The organism is Arthrobacter sp. ISL-28, from assembly GCF_018613875.1.
In the GTDB taxonomy this organism is placed as follows: Bacteria; Actinomycetota; Actinomycetes; order Actinomycetales; family Micrococcaceae; genus Arthrobacter.
Map to the genome: position 1 here is coordinate 82,692 of NZ_JAGGPJ010000001.1, position 16,005 is coordinate 98,696.

Genomic DNA, 16,005 nt, shown 5'->3' on the forward strand with positions numbered 1-16,005 from the left:
GCCAGAGGACGACGGCGGGAAGTTCCCGCCGTCGTCCTCTTGTCTTGCTGTGTGAGCTTCTGGATACACAACAGAAACGTTCAGTCGTCGCAATGAAACATCCGCTGGCTACGCTAATTCCTACTTGATAGACGTGATCCGACATCGAAAGGAAATGACAATGCTCCGGAGTAGCTTGAGCCTGTTTTTCAGTTCCCGCCAGAATGACGGAACATCCCAGTTCGGCGGGGCCGTATCCAGTTCTGATTTCCCCCAAGGCCAGCTGACATCCTCCGCCTGGGAAGGCTGGTGGCACAACCCCGCACAGGCCTGAGCGGAGCAATTGACGCCGGCCCTCTGCTGAGACCGGTCTGGGCTCTTTCGAATTTTCAGGCCCGCATGTTCAATGCGACAACAATCGAGAGGGGCGGCAGGGCGTCCGCCGCCATGAACACTCACTCGCGAGGCTCCGGGAACTGCCGATTCCCCTACCTCGGGCATGTGCCCCCGGACAGTGCGGTCCCCGACCGCCTGGGCGGCCGGGGACCACTTTGCGGGAGGGTTGGTCCGCGCGCTGCTGCTGCATTATGCGCTACAAGGCGCTGTGGCGTCGCAGATACTTAACCGCCCCGAGAGGCAGCGTTAGCGTGTTCCGGCATCCCGTCCCGGTCCATTAGGCGTGGATCTGTTTTCGGTGACTCTCCTTCGCCTCGAGTTCAATCCTCCGCTGATACAAATTTTTATAGCACCGCCCTTGGCCGTCCACAAGGGCGCCCAGACCATCTGCTCGGGCCGTTTGCCAGATCGTCTGCTCGTGAATGAACGGCACTGTCGCGCCGGCCCGGTCCCAACCGGGAAACCTGCTGGCTCGCTCTCCCTACCGGGCCAGCGCCCTGGCTTGGCGGGCGCTGATGGAGGACATCTGGCCGCAATTGGAGCAGGTGATGCGGTAGGACCTGGAAGTGGTGAAGACCGGAATGAAGAAGAGCGTGAACTTCGTGGCGCGTTCTTCGAGATGGTGGTGAACGAAAGACCGGCAGCGCTGGCACGTCGCGGCCCGGCCGGGCAGGGCGTGCAGCGCGGTCTTGAGCCCGAAGAGAATAAACATGTGGTGCCCTTTCTGGGGTGCCGATCAGTCGTCGGTTGAGCTTTCGGCGTGGGCGAGGGGAGCTGCAAGGCCCGAGAGCAGGATGCTGATGCCCTGGTCCAGTTCAGCCGCGCCGTCGTAGTCGGCGAGTACCGGGCCCAGGGCGCGGAGGCGGGGAAAGTCCCGCGCCGGCAACCGGTGGAGGCCCAGGCGGAGCAGGGCTTCGTTTTCTTCAGGGTCAACGATGAACTCCTGCAGTTCATTGAGGATGTGGCCATACAGGAACCCGTAGTACGCCCGGTAGACATGCAGTGCGTCGGCAGGTTCAAACCCGGCGTCGGTCAGCAACGACAAAATCTGCTCCAGCGGGCGCAGCGTCCCCAGCGGCCGCAGGCCCAAAGGCGTGGACAGCGGACGGGTCACCAGCAACGGCACGACGTTCGGGTGCCGCAGCGCCAGGAGGCGCAGGTCATGGGCAATCTTCCGGAGCTGCGCCTGCCAGTCCGGGTCGTTCGGAAAGATGGCAAGCTCGTTCAGGACCAGCTCCGTCACTCCATCCAGCAGCGCTGCGCGGTTGGCCGCGTAGCGGTAGAGGCTCATCGGGTCCCGGCCGAGTTCGTGCCCCAGGCGGCGCATGGTCAGTGCATCGAGTCCCTCGGAGTCCACGAGTGCCAGTGCAGTGGTCAGCACGATCTCGCGGCTGAGCCTCGTTTTCGCGCCCGAGGCGGGGGAACTGTCCCGTTTCGTTGGGGGCTGCACTGTTTCCATCCTGGCCTGCTCGCCTCGTCGCTTCTTGTCCAGTCGCTTCTTTGTCAGCGAGGATAGGAAGCTTGCTTCCCATCTAGTCTACGCGTAAAGTCTACGGCGTAGACATGTTTCTACACACGTTTCCCGAACATGCTTGATCCGGGTGACCCGCTTCAGTGCCCTGTGCACTGCATTGAAGCTTTAGCTGCTGTAGCCACATGGCGGCACATGACGCACCCCGCGGAAAAGGGCCATCCCATGGCAAATTCGCAGTTCGACCAATTCCTTGAAGAAGCCACGACTACCGGCGACCGATCCGACTCAACTCTCGGCCGGGACTGCCTTTACGGCTTGTACACCAGTTGGTGTTTCCTGCGACAGGCAGTGCCGCGCCCCGAGGGCGTCTTTTGGACTGCCATGAGGAAGAAGCGGATTCATCCGGGGCCCAACGGGCTGCGCATGAAGGGGCCAGCCGCGGCGGATTACATTCTGGCGAGCTACCCGGGCTTGGTGTGACCGTTGAGCACTGTCTCCAGCACTTATCTCCCGCTGGACGCCCACCAGCCCCGCGGGAGACGCCCGTGGTGCGCGGACTGCGACACAGACCAGCACCTCCTTGTCGATTCCATCGCCATGATGGACCGTCGGCGGGAAACCCTGGCCGCCGCCATCCACTGTTCGAAGTGCGGCGCCTCCCGCGTCCTGGCCACAACTGCAGTCTTCATTGCCACCGTACTGGACCGCTCCGGCGACTAATGCCGGTCCAGATGGAAATGCCCAGGTGATGTGGCGCTTTGTTATTTTTTGGGTATTTTCTGAGGGCCAGTAGGCTGGCCGAAAACACCAGAGTCCGGGAAGGCGGAGATGATCAGATTGAACAGGGCTGCGAAGAGAATTGACGCGCGGGAGGCCTTGAGCCGTGCGGAGCGGAAGCTCCGATCGACCGGTCGCGTCTCCAGGACCGCTTGGCTCATTGCGGGTGTTGTGGCGGCCGCCGTCACTGTGTCGGTGATCGTATGGGAAGTCCTGGACCGCAGCGAAGAGCCTGAGACGGCACCGGATGAGGAACCCCGGACAGAGAACATGTGAGGGCTTGGCGCCGGCTCACAGCTGGGGGACACATGGTCCACTGCCCAGGAGCGCCAGGCCGGCACGATCGCCGTCCGCAAATGTGGTTACCCCCGTCCCTTCCGGATACATCAGTTGCGTTGGGTCGTCTACGTGGTCCAGCCCCACAACATGAGCGAGTTCGTGCATGATGACGGCACGTGCGTAGGCGTGACCGTCGGGCCACTCCAGCGTCTCTTTGAAGTCAGGAGCGTCGAGTTCTACTTGGCCGGCGACGAGGACGTAGGGCTGCCCGGGAATATAGGCGTAGGCGCTTCCTCCGAGCCCGTCCACGTCCCCGGCCAGGTCGGGGCTTTTATCGGGCGTGGACCATGCAATCAGCACCGGCGCCCACCTCTTGCCGTACAGGTCGGGCTGGTACGACTCTCGTTCCTCGCTGGGAGCCTCGGTGGTGTTGCCGTCGTACACGAACCGTAGCCCGGTTGCGGCGGACACCTCGGCGACGGCCTCCTCGATCAGCCGGTCTGCCCCCGGGGGTGCATTGTCCGGCCGGACGACATAGTGGACAGGGCGGCAGGGATCATACGCGGCGTACGGCTGTCCAGGATCGGGTGATTCCTGCAGCTTGTAGGCAAGCGACCCGGTGCTGGCCGGGGCCTGCCCCAGCGGAATATCTGAGGCCTCTACTCCTGAAGGCGGCACAGGGCTGCCCGGGAGATAGGGAAGGATGGCCGGCAGCACATAGCGGTCGAACAGCGCCGGAGTGAAGTACAGGCCTGCAAGCAGGGCCAAACTCAGCCCGATGACCAACCATCGGCGCCAGGGGCGGATCCCGCGAGGCCGTCCGACTGGGCGACCAGATAGCGGCTGTCCGGGATAGGTGCCCGTGCGCCACAGCGCAGGGTCATCCGTGTTGCCCAACGCCTCATCGATGGCCCACTGTGGAATACGCCCACTGGGGGAACGCCGTACAGCTACCGTCCTCCCGCCGACCGTAACCATTGCCTGGTCGGCGGGATGGCTGGACCATCGGTCGGAGTCCGAGTTCTGCATCTCTTCGTAAGGGCTAACAGAACGCCGGCGCCAGCCGGTTTTTACGGGCTGACGGACCGAAGTTAGCAAGCATGTATTCCCCCAATGGAAGAGTGGCTGTCGCACTGCGCGAGTGAGCCACGCTAACAGGCATATCTCAGGAAAACCGCAAGGAAGCCTCAGGTTTTTGCACAAATCGGACACAGGACTTGAGGGGCAGTTACAGTGGCGTAACGACGTGGGGATGAGGCTTTCGATTCCATCACGTCCGTTGACCGCACCCCACCGCGGTTCCTACGGTGGACGCGGGAGTATCTTGCACGTACCCGCATCCCACTCCACCAACTCAAAAATGAACAGGTGAATTAATGCGCATGTCTGCAAAGTCCGTCACGCCCAGGGGCATCGAATCTGACGCAGGGCTCGAACGGATGATCGCGGAACACATTCACTGCGGTGAACCAATGCGAATGGTGGGTCCCCGGGACGGGGAACGAGCCGGAGCCTCCGTCGCTGGCACGGCCGGGACCGGAACAACGTACCGGTGCTTCTGCGGCTTCACCCTTGACCAGCTGCCGCCAGGAGCGGGACCTTTGCACACACAGCCACGTGATGGATGGGAAGAGCTGTTTCCCTAAGGGCACCAGCGTCAAACTGCAGCCAACCACACACCAGCCTCTCAGGTAATACCCCTGGAAGTCCCGATGTATTGCCTGCCACAGGCTTTGACCCTCGCGACGGTCCTCGAGCATCGATTCCCGGAGCCGGGACTGGGCCAAGGCAAGTCCGGCATACGCCGCTCCCCGGGCCACCGATAGTCCGATCACTTGCGAGACGACCCTGATCTCCGGACGATGGGAAGTCTTTGCGCCAGTCCAGCGCGCCTCGGGAAGGACTTCGTCCACGAGCGGACTCAAGCGGCCCACAAAATACACGGATTCCGGGTCCAGCGTAGCTGCAACGGCACCGACAGCGGTCACGATCGCCGTCGTAAACGCCTCTACGACTTCCGCGCGGGACGCCGCCTCCTGCGGCTGGGACCAGAGCGCTTCGACGCCCTCCAGGTCCAGTCCCCGCCCCCCGGCGAATTGGAGGAGACCCTTTGTGCTCAACAGCCCATCGAGGGTCTCGTTGCCAACGCCGCAGAAGAGAACACCACCAAGATCACGGAAAGTAGAGGTCCGCCCCAGGGCGATCTCATGATCAGTACAACTAGCGAAGCTCAGCACCGTACTAAGCATGAACAGAACAGCATTCCCTATGCTCGCATCATCCTTCAGGATGCCCCGGAGGGACGCACTGGCATCGCTCTCAAGGATCACGGGAGCCTTCAATCGATCTTCAATAGAATCCTTGAGAAGAGAATCCATGAAAATCTTCCTTGATTCTGGTGTCCCCGACCACGTAGTGCCATTCTGGACACAGCCGGGCAGCGCGGCGACGATTTGGCGCAATGGCCCCTCTGCGGAATTACTGGTCTCCACAATCAAGTTCACCCTCCAGGACAGTGAAGTAGTCGGGCTGCTGGACCTGTGCCCAGGCCAGGGCACTGGCGTCGTAGAAGACGCCGTCGATCCGCTTGGAGTCCAGCTGGGTCAGGGCTTCCTGGACGTTGGGCAGTGTGATGCCGTTGATGGCCGGCTTGCCCTTTTCCTCGCAGGTCCATTTCGAGACGTTCGGCAGGTGCTTGAGCTGCTGGGTGGAGCCCGATCTCAGGAAGGATCGAACTAAAAATCCATCGATTTCTCCTGGTTGTTGGCATCGACGATGCCGGGCGTTGCCTTGATTGCTGTCCTGCTGGCCCTGACTGCCTGCGGCGGCGCGGCCACGGGCACGCAAGCGACGGAAATCCCGAAGACGCAAAACCGGCAGACATGTCCGGCGATTTGGCCAGGGTGACGACTCAGTGGGCAGATCTGTTGGCCATCACCGGGCGGTTTTTGCTGGCCACCAGCGGGCACCTTTAGTGGCCGCCCGTGGGCAGAAACAACTCGCCATTGACAGCAGGACGCTGAGCCGAGTGGGTAAGTAGCTACTCAGCTAAATAATCGCGTAGTGGCTACGGGTTCCTCAGAGCACGCGCAACCCTACTGTTAGTGCATCAGGTGGTCGAGTGTCTGCGGAAACAGCGATGGATCCGCGCACACCGGACTGGGCGGCCGCCACGGAAAACTGCCGGAGGGAACGATCCAACCATGAAGAATCCGAGGGCCGAGGTTCCAGCCACCTCTGAAGCCATGGCAGATGCTGATGAAGATGACGCTGTGGCGGCCTCCGTCACCCCCTCCGCGCCGCGGCCCGCCGGTCCCATCCGCAAAGGCAGACACGTAGCCGTTGACCTGCCGGCTACAGTCAGCCATGTCCGCGAGGCTATCGGAAACTGGCCCGATCCTATGTAGTGCGGGGTTGCCCGCAGATCCCTGGGCCCTACGAGCCAGTTCGACAGTTGGCCACCCAAGTGTCCGTGCTCCGATGATTCCGATGGTTGTCATGTCCGGGCCAACGCTGTCCGCCGCAGATATTGGACTGTTACGCAGGGCGACGACGGCGGGAGGCGCCCGCCGTCGTCGGTTCCCGTTAGCGCCCGTTGAAAGGCGAGCTGCCCGCCGCAATACTGGAAGCCAGGGAAAATCCGGGCCTAAGGCAGGGTGAATGATGAGCGGCGGGACAGCCGGCGAGTTCAATAGCCGGATGGAACGGATGTCCGAGTTGCGCGCCGTCCGGGGCGCCGGCATCACGGCGGAGGAACAGGCCGAGCTCGATGCCGCCGAGGACGGAGAGCGACAAAGACGGAAGAACGTTTCTGACGCCGCCAGGGTTGAATTCCTGATCCGCGACGCCATGGCCCAGGGGAAGTTCGACAACCTGAAGTACGCCGGCAAGCCGATTCCCGGCCTCGGGGAGGGCTATGACCCGGACTGGTGGGTGAAGGGCCTGATTCAGCGTGAAAACATCACCGGCATAGGTCCGAAAGCCATCCTCCTCCGCACCGAAGACACAGAGCTGGATGCCCGGCTGGACTCCCAGTACTCGGAAAAGCAGGTACGCGACATCGTGGAGGACTTCAACACACGCGTCATCGATGCACGGCGCCAACTCCAGGGCGGCCCTCCGGTGATTACCAAAACCCGCGACCCCGATGATGAAGTGCGACGATGGCAGGAGCGCCGGTCGGCCGCTGCTGCGGCAGCGCCACCCCCTGAGCCGGAGCCCACTCGCTCGTGGTGGCGGCGCATCTGGAGCGGATCCTCCTAATTCATGCGTATCCTGCTAATCCCTGCCCGTGGTCAGCCAGACCGGCTCGAACTCAGGATGGTCGGCGTAAGGCAGCGCCAAGGCATTCAGGGACAAGGTGGTCCATTCCAGGGCCTCCGGAATCCACTGGATGTCCTCCCCAAAGGGCTTGCTGACCAGAGTTGCCAAGGCGTTCTGCCGGGCTGCCTCGATGATGCCGATGATCCGGCGCTTTGCCGCGCACTCCATGAGGAGGCGCTCTTCGTACCACCGGGCAGATTTGGACAGTGTCTTGTCTCTGAGCAGCTTCCGGGCCGCGGCCTCATCCTCCATGATGCGCGCGGACAGGAATTCGACAATGTCCACAATCCGAGAGTACGCCCCGCTGCACTGGCGGAACACGGGGACAATTGGGGGCTTACAACCGGGGCTTCGCGGGCTACGGTTTCACTGTGGAACACTTTCCTTCCGCGCTGGCGAGCAAAGGAGTTTCAATGGGCGGCGTGTGGCTTCGCACGATCAGCCACAGCTTGGTCCGTGCGGACCAGATAACAGAAATCGCATGCTCCCGTGGATCCGTCCACGAGGAGAAGGGCTATTCGTTGAAGGTCGTCATCGACGGCAGGCCCCACGTCCTCATCGACAACAGCGACCTTCCGGGCACTATGGCCCAGAGGCTTGACCAGGCGCAGCAAATGCAGGATTCGCTGGTGTCGGCAATAGACGCGGCCGGCAGCATGGGTGCATCCATGGTGATCAGCCATGCACCGGAAAGCGAGCGCTGGATCCTCACGGCGGCGGCTGATTTGGCAGGCGAGCCGGCTCCGCCCTGAGATGCCAGCCGCTCGTATCAATCAGCGACGAGCTGCAAGTCGCCGGTCATGGAGTCCGCTGTCCTGGGCTCTCCGGCGCCGACCCCGCCGGTGCGGAGCCCCGCCGGTGCGGAGCCCGTCGCCGCCGAGCCCTCCGGCGCGGAACTGCCCGGGATTAAGGCCGGAGGCGAATGGCGCGGCGAGCGCGCTGAGCTCGGCTTCGGCCCCTCGCCGCGCGCTATCGGCGTCGGCAGTGACGACTGACGACGCAAAGCGCATAGATGTTCAATAAAATCTGAGGTTGCCGCCGCTCAGGCTGCTCTTGCCTTCCGTTTGACGCGTCCTAGTGACCCGCAGCTTCCCCGGCCTCGCGTGACCCCACGAATTCGCAGGAACCGTGATGCCGTGCAGGGAGGATGCAGGTCCGGCCGGTGGCCAAGTGGACGTTGCCGCACCGGCCTGAACGTGCAACATCTTCGCGGACGTGGCCAGTTCTCAGGTCGGCCCGTTCCCGGCTGTGGTCCTGCGGGCGGCTGGCTTGGGAATCGCCGTACTCGTGACTGTTCATGCCTACATGACTCCTCGTCGAGTGGCTGCCCTCTGTGCTGAGGGCCAGTCGTATGGACTCTCGCTATCTGGTCTCACGCGGACATGTTAGCGCGTGATGACGGGAGAGCTAATACCTGTTTTTCTATGGAATGCGTTCCAGCAGATTGTCCACGCACTGCCAGCGCATGGCTTAATTACCTGCTTTTCGGCCCGCCACCCCGCTACGTCTTCCTGAGGGGTTCGTCCACGGAATCAGCGCCTTCGGCGGGGTCTTGCGAGTGCATTCGGAGGTCGGTAGGGTCGGCTGTTTCGTCCCCTTCGGCAGGAGCCTCACTGTGGATGCGCTGCATCCCTTCCAGATTTTCACTCATGACTGCCGCTCCTCTACTGGCGTTGTGTGCTGTAGGCCATCCCTCAATGTTCATCTAGCTCCTGCATGCGCGGGCTGTCAAGAAGCCCAGGCGTCACAGCACCGAAAGTGTCCGGCGATGACGGTGAGATCAAGGACGGGGCAGCGAGTCCGCCGAGGTTGCGGTATTTGTCCAGCCGCTGCGGCAGCAGCTCTCCGATGCCGGCGGAGGAAAGGGTGGCGAGTTCATACTCTATTGCCTGTCCAAGCCGCTGGCAGAAAGCCTTGGCCTCCAGCGCGGCGTCGCCGTTATCGCCAATGCCGCGCTCGTCGATGATGTGCTCGACAAGCCCGCTGGCGTAGAGGGACGCGACGCTGACGCCCTGGGCTTCGGACATGGCTGGCGCGAAGTCGGTGCTCCGATGAACGATGGCGCTGGCGCCTTCGGGCGGGAGCGGGGACAGCCAGGCGTGCTGGGCCGCGATGGTCCGGTCTGCCGGCAGCAGGGCCAGCGCACCGCCGCCGGCTCCCTGGCCGAGCAGCACGGAAACTGTGGGCGAGTTGAGCCCGATCAGATCGTGCAGGGACCTCGCGATTTCCCCTGCCAGGCCGCCTTCCTCGGCTTCCCTGGACAGCGCGGCGCCGCCGGTGTCGATGACTGTCAGCAATGGCAGGCCGAGCTCCTCGGCCAGCCGCATGCCCCGGCGTGCCTCGCGGAGCGACGCCGGACCCATGGCTGTCTGCTGCGAGGGCCGGGGCCGGGTGTGGCCGATCACCACGCAGGACTTCTGGCCGAAGCGGGCCAGGGCCAGCAGCAGGCCAGGATCCTTCTCGCCCTGGCCCGTCCCGTTGAGCGGAAGCACGTCCCGGGCCCCGTGCGCCAGCAGTTGACGCAGGTCCGGTCGCCGCGGGTTGCGGGAGATTTCAATCGATTCCCAGGCGCCTGCCTTCGACGGTTTCACCGACAGGGTCCGAGGCGGAGCGACGCGCGGGTTCGGGCCGCTGACCAGAATGCTCAAGGCGCGGTCAACGACGTCGGACAGCTGCCAGGGCGGGACAACGGCGTCCACGAGCCCCTTGTCGAAGAGGTTCTCTGCCACCTGCACATTCTCCGGAAAGGGGATGCCGTAGAGCGCCTCGTAGACCCTGGGTCCCAGGAATCCGAGCAGGGCGCCAGGCTCGGCCACGGTGATGTGCCCGAGTGATCCCCAGGAGGCCATGACGCCGCCGGTGGTGGGATGGCGGAGATAGACCAGGTAGGGCAGTCCGGCCTGACGGTGTGCCCGGACGGCCGCGCTGATTTTGACCATGGACAGGAAGGCGATGGTGCCTTCCTGCATGCGGGTGCCGCCGGAGGCAGGTCCCGCCAGCAGCGGAAGCCCTTCCTGCGTTGCCCGCTCGACGGCGTTTACGATGCGTTCCGCAGCGGCGAGCCCGATGGAGCCCGCCAGGAAACGGAACTCGCTGACGATGACGGCCACCCGGCGTCCGCGGATGAGGCCTTCACCGGTGAGGACGGATTCGTCCACGCCGGTTCTAGCCCGGGCCGCCGCCAGTTCCTGCCGGTATTCCGGACCCGGGTCCGGGTCCACGACCGGGGCGTCCCAGCTCCGGTAGGAGCCGGGATCCAGCACGGCAGCGATGAGTTCAGTGGCGTCCAGGTGACGGACTTGCTGTTGTGTCGGCATCCTCAGCGGCCTTCCTCGTTCTGGTGGCCCGTTTCGGCGGCTGCGTATCCGGCGCTTGCGCTTGCGCTTGCGCCGGCTCCGGCTCCGGGGACCAGACCGAGCCACTGCCGGATCTGCTCCCCGTCCTGGTCGAGCAGCGGCGGTGCGGTATGCGTCTTGAGTGTCGTTTCGGCGGTGTCCGCGGCACTGAAGAACCGCAGCGGCGGGCCGGGCAGGCTTACATTGCCGAGGATCTTGTGGTCGACGTCGATCACGAGTCCCTGCGAGTGGACCTGGTCCCAGGCATACACCTCGTCCAGCGTCCGCACTTTGCCCGCCGGGATGCCAGCCTCGTTGAGCCTTGCCAGCAGGGGCTCGGCCTCGAAGTCGGAGAACACCCGCTCCACTTCTTCAATGACTTTCTCCCGGTTGCGCACCCGGTCCGCGTTGCTGGCGAATTCAGGCCGGGCGGCGTCGATCCCGAATGCCGCGGCGAACGTGGTCCACAGTTTTTCGCTGCCCACGCTGATCTGCACCTTGCCCTGCCGGCAGTGAAACAGGCCATAGGGGGCGATGGACGGGTGGTGGTTGCCCTGCGCCTTCGGGATCTCACCGGCGACCGTCGTCCTGGTGCCTTGGAAGGCGTGGACCCCGATCAGCGCCGCGAGCAGGGATGTGCGGACGATCTGCCCCTGGCCGGTGCGTTCGCGCTGCAGCAGCGCGGCGAGCGTCCCGAACGCCCCGTACATGCCGGAGAGGAGGTCGGCGATTGGCACGCCCACCCGCTGCGGATCCTCCGGTCCGGATCCGGTCAGGGACATAAGGCCGGCCTCGCCCTGCAGGATCTGGTCATAGCCGCTGCGCCGGGATTCCGGCCCGTCGTGCCCGAACCCGGTGATGGACAGGACCACCAGTGCCGGGTTGAGGGCGTGCATTTCTGCGGCTGAGAAACCCAGCCGGTCCAGTACGCCTGGGCGGAAGTTCTCGATCACCACGTCCGCCCGTTCCAGGAGCTCGCGCAGGACCGTGCGGCCATCATCACTCTTCAGGTCCAGGGCGATGGATTCCTTGTTGCGGTTGCAGGACAGGAAATATGTGGCCTGGGGATCGTCCTCGGGACCAACGAACGGGGGCCCCCATCCGCGCGTATCGTCGCCTGTGCCCGGGCTCTCCACTTTGATGACGCGCGCGCCAAGATCGGCCAGCATCATGCCGGCGTGGGGCCCGGCGAGGGCGCGGCTCAGGTCCACCACGAGGTAGCCCGAGAGCGGGCCTTCGGTGCGGAGGGTGGATTCAGTGCTCATGTTGGATCTTCCTTATCGGGCTGTGCAAGGCAGTCTGTAGGTGGCAGGTGAGTGCAGGAGCGGGGGAATGCGCAGGGCTGTATCCGGGCGGGCTACATCCAGCCCGGGACCACCATGACGAGCCAGGCGATGGCCGGTCCGGCAACAACCACGATCCCGCTGTAGGCCAGGATCTGCTTGTAGAACTTGTCCTTGTCCACATCTTCGGGAGCGTTGGCCAGGACCAGGGCGCCGTTGGTGGAGAAGGGGGATACGTCCACGATGGTGGCTGCGACAGCCAGGGCAGCGATGACGCCCACCGCACCGATCTCGCCGGTAGCCAGGAACGGCACCGCCAGTGGGATGAGTGCGGCGAGGATGGCCGTGGAGGAGGCGAAGGCCGAGACGACGGCACCGATGTAGCAGATCAGCAGGGCTGCCAGCAGCGGCATTCCCAGCTGCGCCACGCCGTCGGAAACGAAGGTGATGGTGCCTGCTTCCTCGAGGACGCCCACAAAAGTGAGCATGCCGCAGATGAGCAGGACGGTGGACCAGCTGATCTTGTTGACTGCGCCCTTCTGGGCTGCCGGGGAGACGAGGGCCAGGATGACGGCGATGGTGATGGAGACGAAGCCGACGTCCACCTTGAAGCCGAGGGAAATGACGGCGAGTGCAATCAGTCCGGCGATGGTGACGAGCTGGGGAACGGAGCCACGGGCGCCGGGTGCGGACGCCGCAGCTCCAGGTTCAGTGGAGGTGGCGGCTGCGCCGGCGCCCTCGGACGAGCCCTTGGAGGAGACGGTGCCTTTGGTGGAGACGGTGCCTTTGGTGGAGACGGTGCCATTGGTGGAGACGCCGGCGGGGGAAATGTCCGAGCCGGAGCCCTGCAGCGTGACGCCGGCTGCGCGGGCGCCCACGCTCACGGACATCCGGCTTTCTGCAGCCTGCTCCACCATGCGGCCAGCCTTCGTGGAGCGGAACCTGTTGCCGCCGAGGACGAGCGACAGCACCACAGCGATGGCGAGGTTGAACACAAAGCTGGCCAGGAAGATCGCCATGGGGCTGGCTTCCAGATCGGTCTTGGCGATGATGCCGTTGACGGTGACGCCGTAGACGGCAATCGGGGAGAAGCCGCCCGCCTGGGCGCCGTGGATGACCATCATGCCCATCATCAGGGGATTGATCTTGTGCCTGGCCGCGAAGCTCAGGGCGATCGGGGCGATGATGGCGACGGCGGCGGGAGATAGGGCGCCGACTGCGGTGATGAGCGCCGTGATGGCGAACATGACCCAGGGGATGAGGGCCACTTTGTTGCCCACCATCCGGACGGCGCCCCGGACCAAAAGGTCAATGGTGCCGTTGTTCTGCGCGATGGCGAACAGGTAGGTGACGCCGACGATCGTCAGGAACAGACCGCCGGGGAAGTTGGCGAGGATATCGCTGGTGGACATTCCGAGAATGACTGAACCCAGCAGGAATGCGCCAACGAAGGCCAGGGCGCCCATGTTGAGGGGCAGCACCGTAGCCAGCAGGAACATCACCGCCAGGATGATGATGGATAGGACGGGAGCGGACATCGTTGTTCCTCCGGATCAAAGAGATGAAGGTGACTTGCATTACTGGCTCACTGGCCTAGCCTCCTAGACACTAGGTGACTTTGTCAATAGTTCTTCGGTAGGCTAGGTGGCAGGACGTCGCCGGAAGGACGCGCAATGCCGAAGAAAACAGCAACGCAACAGATCTCCCGTCTGTCGCGGCCGCGGCTTTATGAGCAGCTGGTGGAGCAGCTCATGGACTTCATCGAATCGGCCCAGCTGGGCCCGGGGGACACGCTCCCGGCCGAGCGCGAACTCGCTGAACGGCTGGGAGTTTCGCGGGCTACTCTTGCACAGGCCCTCGTGGCGTTGGAAGTGCTCGGCGTGATCGACGTCCAGCACGGCACCGGTGCAGTGCTGGTCTACCGGCCGAACGTCCCGTCGGTGATCAAAGGCCTCCGAGAGCACCGCAACAGGCTCCCCGAGATTGTTGAAGCGCGGAGCACGCTCGAGGTGAAGCTTGCGGAACTCGCGGCTGCACGCCGGACCGACGCAGACATGGAAGACATTGACAAGGCGCTGGAGGCAATGGCGGACGAAGTGGCTTCGGGCGCCAAGGGGGCACGGGGCGACGAGTTGTTCCACCAGGCCGTCACCGCCGCCGCCCATTCCGCGGTCCTCGCCCAGCTCATGACGTTCATCGCCGGGATGATCCTGGAAACGCGCCTTGAATCGCTCGGACAGCCGGGCCGGCCCGAACAGTCACTCGCCTCGCACCGCAAAATCGCCGACGCAATCAGGGCCCAGGACTCCCAGGCGGCGGCGGCGGCGATGCTGGAGCATATTGATCTCGTCTCCGACGTTGCCCTGCTGAAGTAAGCCCGTGAAACCGTTTTTGCTGCTCGCGTCGCGGGCCGAGGAGACTGCTGCCGAGGACGAGTACGAGGCCTATCTGCGCTATGGCGGCTTGGAACCGGACCAGCTACGGCGGATCCGGCTGGAGCAGGCGCCGCTCCCGCATCTTGACCTTGAGGACTATTCGGGCGTGATCGTCGGTGGCAGCCCCTTCACCTCCAGCGACCCCCCAGAAAAGAAGTCCGAAACGCAGCACCGGGTGGAGCGCGAACTGTCCGGGCTGCTGGACCGGATCGTGGCAGAAGATTTCCCGTTCCTTGGCGCTTGCTACGGCGTCGGGACCCTGGGCCTGCACCAGGGTGCGGTCATCGACCGGACCTACGGTGAGCAACTGGGCGGCGTGACCATCAGCCTGAGCCCGGAGGGCCTGCAGGACCCGCTGCTGGCAGGCATGCCGGCGGAGTTCACCGCCTTCACCGGCCACAAGGAAGGCTGCACTGTCCTTCCCTCCCATGCGGTGCTGCTGGCCAGTTCGGAGGCCTGCCCGGTGCACATGTTCCGGATCAAGAAGAATCTGTACGCCACCCAGTTCCACCCCGAGCTTGACGCCGAGGGCCTCGTCACCAGGATTGACATCTACCGCCACGCCGGCTACTTCCCGCCGGAATCGGCAGAGGAGCTGATGGAAGCGGCCCGGACCTTTACCGCAACCGAGCCCATGAAGATCCTGCGGAATTTCGTGAAGATCTACGGCCGGTAGCCGCTCACGCAAGAGGACGACGGCGAGTGCTTCCCCGCCGTCGTCCGCTAGCGTGATGCTCGATCGCGCCTGGGCTACTTCACACCGCATGGTGACGCCCAGCGCCAATACCGTTGCATGGCGACCATGAGGACGATCATCGGAAGTCTGGGAAACAAGCGATCCCGTGATGACGAGGCCTGTAAGGCCGTACGCACTGCCGGGAACGCCTCGATCTGCCGCAGCTCCACCCTGTTCCTCCCTTTAGTTGGCGGTCACGCCGGCCGGTTCAGAGTGCTGACCGGCAACGCATCCGGCTCCATCTTTGCCCATTGACTTCGGCCCGGGGAAGGCTACCGTTGTACTACGTCAACAAGGATCTGTTGTACGCGGTGGGCTGAGGGGGCAGCCGCATATTGCGGGTTGTTCGCAAAGCCAGGCCACGGTCGGCAGCCCACAAGTCCACAGCTTGTCTCCGCTTTGGAGCGCCCACAATATAAGGTCTCACTCTAGCCACAGGTAGCGTCCAATGACCGCCAATTTCGTAACAGCTTTCGCCGTCAAATCCTTCGATGTTCCGGACAAGAAACGGTACCCGGACAAGGCCGAGGTCGATCTCGTCACCGTGAACGACTACTCGGTCGCCCGGCTCATCCTCGCCCCTGGCTGGCGTTGGTCCGTGTGCTCCAAACCCACGGAACAGACGGATTTCTGCGAGCACAACCACCTCGGGTTCTGCCTGTCTGGAACGCTGGAGATCTCCACTCCAGACGGATTGAAGTCCATCATTCATGCCAACGACACGTATGCGATTCCGCCGGGCCACGACGAGTGGGTGGTGGGTTCCGAGCCTTTCGTCGCCGTTGAGTTCCTGGGCGCGGCATCGTTTGGAAGGCCTGCCAGCAGGGGGCAGCACGCCCGGATCTAACGGGGCACCTACCCCAACTGACTTAAGGACGGCCGACTGACCGGCGCCCGGGAACGCGCGGGCTGGCGTGTACCCGGCCTTCGGCCGCGGCAGCACGCCGTTCAACCGGTACGGCGGTGACCCCGCGTCGCAGCCGAATCC

Annotated in this window: 20 protein-coding genes; 9 read left to right on the forward strand and 11 right to left on the reverse strand. The window is 64.0% G+C overall.

Features of this window, described 5'->3' with window-relative positions:
- Positions 1-856: 856 nt before the first annotated feature.
- Together J7E80_RS00370 and J7E80_RS00375 are read right to left on the reverse strand one after the other, a co-directional pair.
- The gene (locus tag J7E80_RS00370) at positions 857-1,087 is read right to left on the reverse strand and encodes a zinc-ribbon domain-containing protein (RefSeq protein WP_215049500.1); all 231 of its coding nucleotides are present in this window, start codon (positions 1,085-1,087) and stop codon (positions 857-859) included.
- Positions 1,088-1,111: 24 nt separating this feature from the next.
- Entirely contained in the window at positions 1,112-1,825 is a 714-nt protein-coding gene (locus J7E80_RS00375) for a TetR/AcrR family transcriptional regulator C-terminal domain-containing protein (RefSeq protein WP_311380721.1), read from the reverse strand.
- Between the two features lie 507 nt (positions 1,826-2,332).
- On the opposite strand from J7E80_RS00375, the gene J7E80_RS00380 reads away from it, so the two are divergent.
- Both J7E80_RS00380 and J7E80_RS00385 read left to right on the forward strand, forming a co-directional pair.
- On the forward strand, positions 2,333-2,569 hold the full coding sequence (locus tag J7E80_RS00380; protein ID WP_215049502.1) for a hypothetical protein: 237 nt from the start codon (positions 2,333-2,335) through the stop codon (positions 2,567-2,569).
- A 108-nt stretch (positions 2,570-2,677) separates the two neighbouring features.
- Positions 2,678-2,902, forward strand: a complete 225-nt coding sequence (locus tag J7E80_RS00385; RefSeq protein WP_215049503.1) for a hypothetical protein — start codon at positions 2,678-2,680, stop codon at positions 2,900-2,902.
- Between the two features lie 15 nt (positions 2,903-2,917).
- Here J7E80_RS00385 and J7E80_RS00390 read toward each other — a convergent pair whose 3' ends face one another.
- The 3 genes from J7E80_RS00390 to J7E80_RS00400 form a co-directional block, all read right to left on the reverse strand.
- Positions 2,918-3,673 (reverse strand): matrixin family metalloprotease, encoded by a 756-nt coding sequence (locus tag J7E80_RS00390; protein WP_251036254.1) that lies wholly within the window; start codon positions 3,671-3,673, stop codon positions 2,918-2,920.
- 605 nt (positions 3,674-4,278) lie between these two features.
- Positions 4,279-5,463: an ROK family protein gene (locus J7E80_RS00395; protein WP_311380722.1), complete on the reverse strand. Its 1,185-nt coding sequence runs from the start codon at positions 5,461-5,463 to the stop codon at positions 4,279-4,281.
- Positions 5,384-5,752 carry a hypothetical protein gene (locus tag J7E80_RS00400; RefSeq protein ID WP_215049505.1) on the reverse strand — a complete coding sequence of 123 codons (369 nt, stop codon included), beginning with the start codon at positions 5,750-5,752 and terminating at the stop codon, positions 5,384-5,386. The genes J7E80_RS00395 and J7E80_RS00400 overlap by 80 nt, the downstream gene beginning before the upstream one ends.
- Positions 5,753-6,108: 356 nt before the next feature.
- Between J7E80_RS00400 and J7E80_RS00405 the strand changes: the two genes are divergently transcribed.
- Positions 6,109-6,312, forward strand: a complete 204-nt coding sequence (locus tag J7E80_RS00405) for a hypothetical protein (protein ID WP_215049506.1) — start codon at positions 6,109-6,111, stop codon at positions 6,310-6,312.
- Positions 6,313-6,568: 256 nt separating this feature from the next.
- A complete protein-coding gene (locus J7E80_RS00410; RefSeq protein WP_396020712.1) occupies positions 6,569-7,168 on the forward strand; it encodes a DUF1992 domain-containing protein in 600 nt (199 codons plus the stop codon).
- Positions 7,169-7,183: 15 nt separating this feature from the next.
- On the opposite strand, the gene J7E80_RS00415 is transcribed toward J7E80_RS00410, so the two are convergent.
- Complete coding sequence (locus tag J7E80_RS00415) at positions 7,184-7,513, reverse strand: DUF6221 family protein (protein WP_215049508.1); 330 nt, start codon at positions 7,511-7,513, stop codon at positions 7,184-7,186.
- Positions 7,514-7,641: 128 nt separating this feature from the next.
- Between J7E80_RS00415 and J7E80_RS00420 the strand changes: the two genes are divergently transcribed.
- Both J7E80_RS00420 and J7E80_RS00425 read left to right on the forward strand, forming a co-directional pair.
- Positions 7,642-7,980 (forward strand): hypothetical protein, encoded by a 339-nt coding sequence (locus J7E80_RS00420; protein WP_215049509.1) that lies wholly within the window; start codon positions 7,642-7,644, stop codon positions 7,978-7,980.
- Positions 7,981-8,028: 48 nt separating this feature from the next.
- Entirely contained in the window at positions 8,029-8,223 is a 195-nt protein-coding gene (locus tag J7E80_RS00425; RefSeq protein ID WP_215049510.1) for a hypothetical protein, read from the forward strand.
- Positions 8,224-8,302: 79 nt separating this feature from the next.
- On the opposite strand, the gene J7E80_RS00430 is transcribed toward J7E80_RS00425, so the two are convergent.
- The 5 genes from J7E80_RS00430 to J7E80_RS00450 all read right to left on the reverse strand — a co-directional run bounded on the left by J7E80_RS00430 (position 8,303) and on the right by J7E80_RS00450 (position 13,384).
- Positions 8,303-8,527, reverse strand: coding sequence for a hypothetical protein (locus J7E80_RS00430; RefSeq protein WP_215049511.1), 225 nt, complete (start codon positions 8,525-8,527; stop codon positions 8,303-8,305).
- Positions 8,528-8,729: 202 nt separating this feature from the next.
- Positions 8,730-8,879: a hypothetical protein gene (locus J7E80_RS00435; protein ID WP_215049512.1), complete on the reverse strand. Its 150-nt coding sequence runs from the start codon at positions 8,877-8,879 to the stop codon at positions 8,730-8,732.
- 43 nt (positions 8,880-8,922) lie between these two features.
- On the reverse strand, positions 8,923-10,545 hold the full coding sequence (locus J7E80_RS00440) for an acetyl-CoA carboxylase carboxyltransferase subunit alpha/beta (RefSeq protein WP_251036255.1): 1,623 nt from the start codon (positions 10,543-10,545) through the stop codon (positions 8,923-8,925).
- A 2-nt stretch (positions 10,546-10,547) separates the two neighbouring features.
- Positions 10,548-11,828 carry a CaiB/BaiF CoA-transferase family protein gene (locus tag J7E80_RS00445; protein ID WP_251036256.1) on the reverse strand — a complete coding sequence of 427 codons (1,281 nt, stop codon included), beginning with the start codon at positions 11,826-11,828 and terminating at the stop codon, positions 10,548-10,550.
- 92 nt (positions 11,829-11,920) lie between these two features.
- Complete coding sequence (locus tag J7E80_RS00450; protein WP_215049513.1) at positions 11,921-13,384, reverse strand: SLC13 family permease; 1,464 nt, start codon at positions 13,382-13,384, stop codon at positions 11,921-11,923.
- A 135-nt stretch (positions 13,385-13,519) separates the two neighbouring features.
- Here J7E80_RS00450 and J7E80_RS00455 point away from each other — a divergent pair, with 135 nt between their 5' ends.
- The 3 genes from J7E80_RS00455 to J7E80_RS00465 all read left to right on the forward strand — a co-directional run bounded on the left by J7E80_RS00455 (position 13,520) and on the right by J7E80_RS00465 (position 15,864).
- Complete coding sequence (locus tag J7E80_RS00455; protein WP_215049514.1) at positions 13,520-14,221, forward strand: FadR/GntR family transcriptional regulator; 702 nt, start codon at positions 13,520-13,522, stop codon at positions 14,219-14,221.
- Positions 14,222-14,225: 4 nt separating this feature from the next.
- Entirely contained in the window at positions 14,226-14,957 is a 732-nt protein-coding gene (locus tag J7E80_RS00460; protein WP_215049515.1) for a glutamine amidotransferase, read from the forward strand.
- Between the two features lie 508 nt (positions 14,958-15,465).
- Complete coding sequence (locus J7E80_RS00465) at positions 15,466-15,864, forward strand: cupin domain-containing protein (protein WP_215049516.1); 399 nt, start codon at positions 15,466-15,468, stop codon at positions 15,862-15,864.
- The last annotated feature ends 141 nt before the right edge of the window (positions 15,865-16,005 follow it).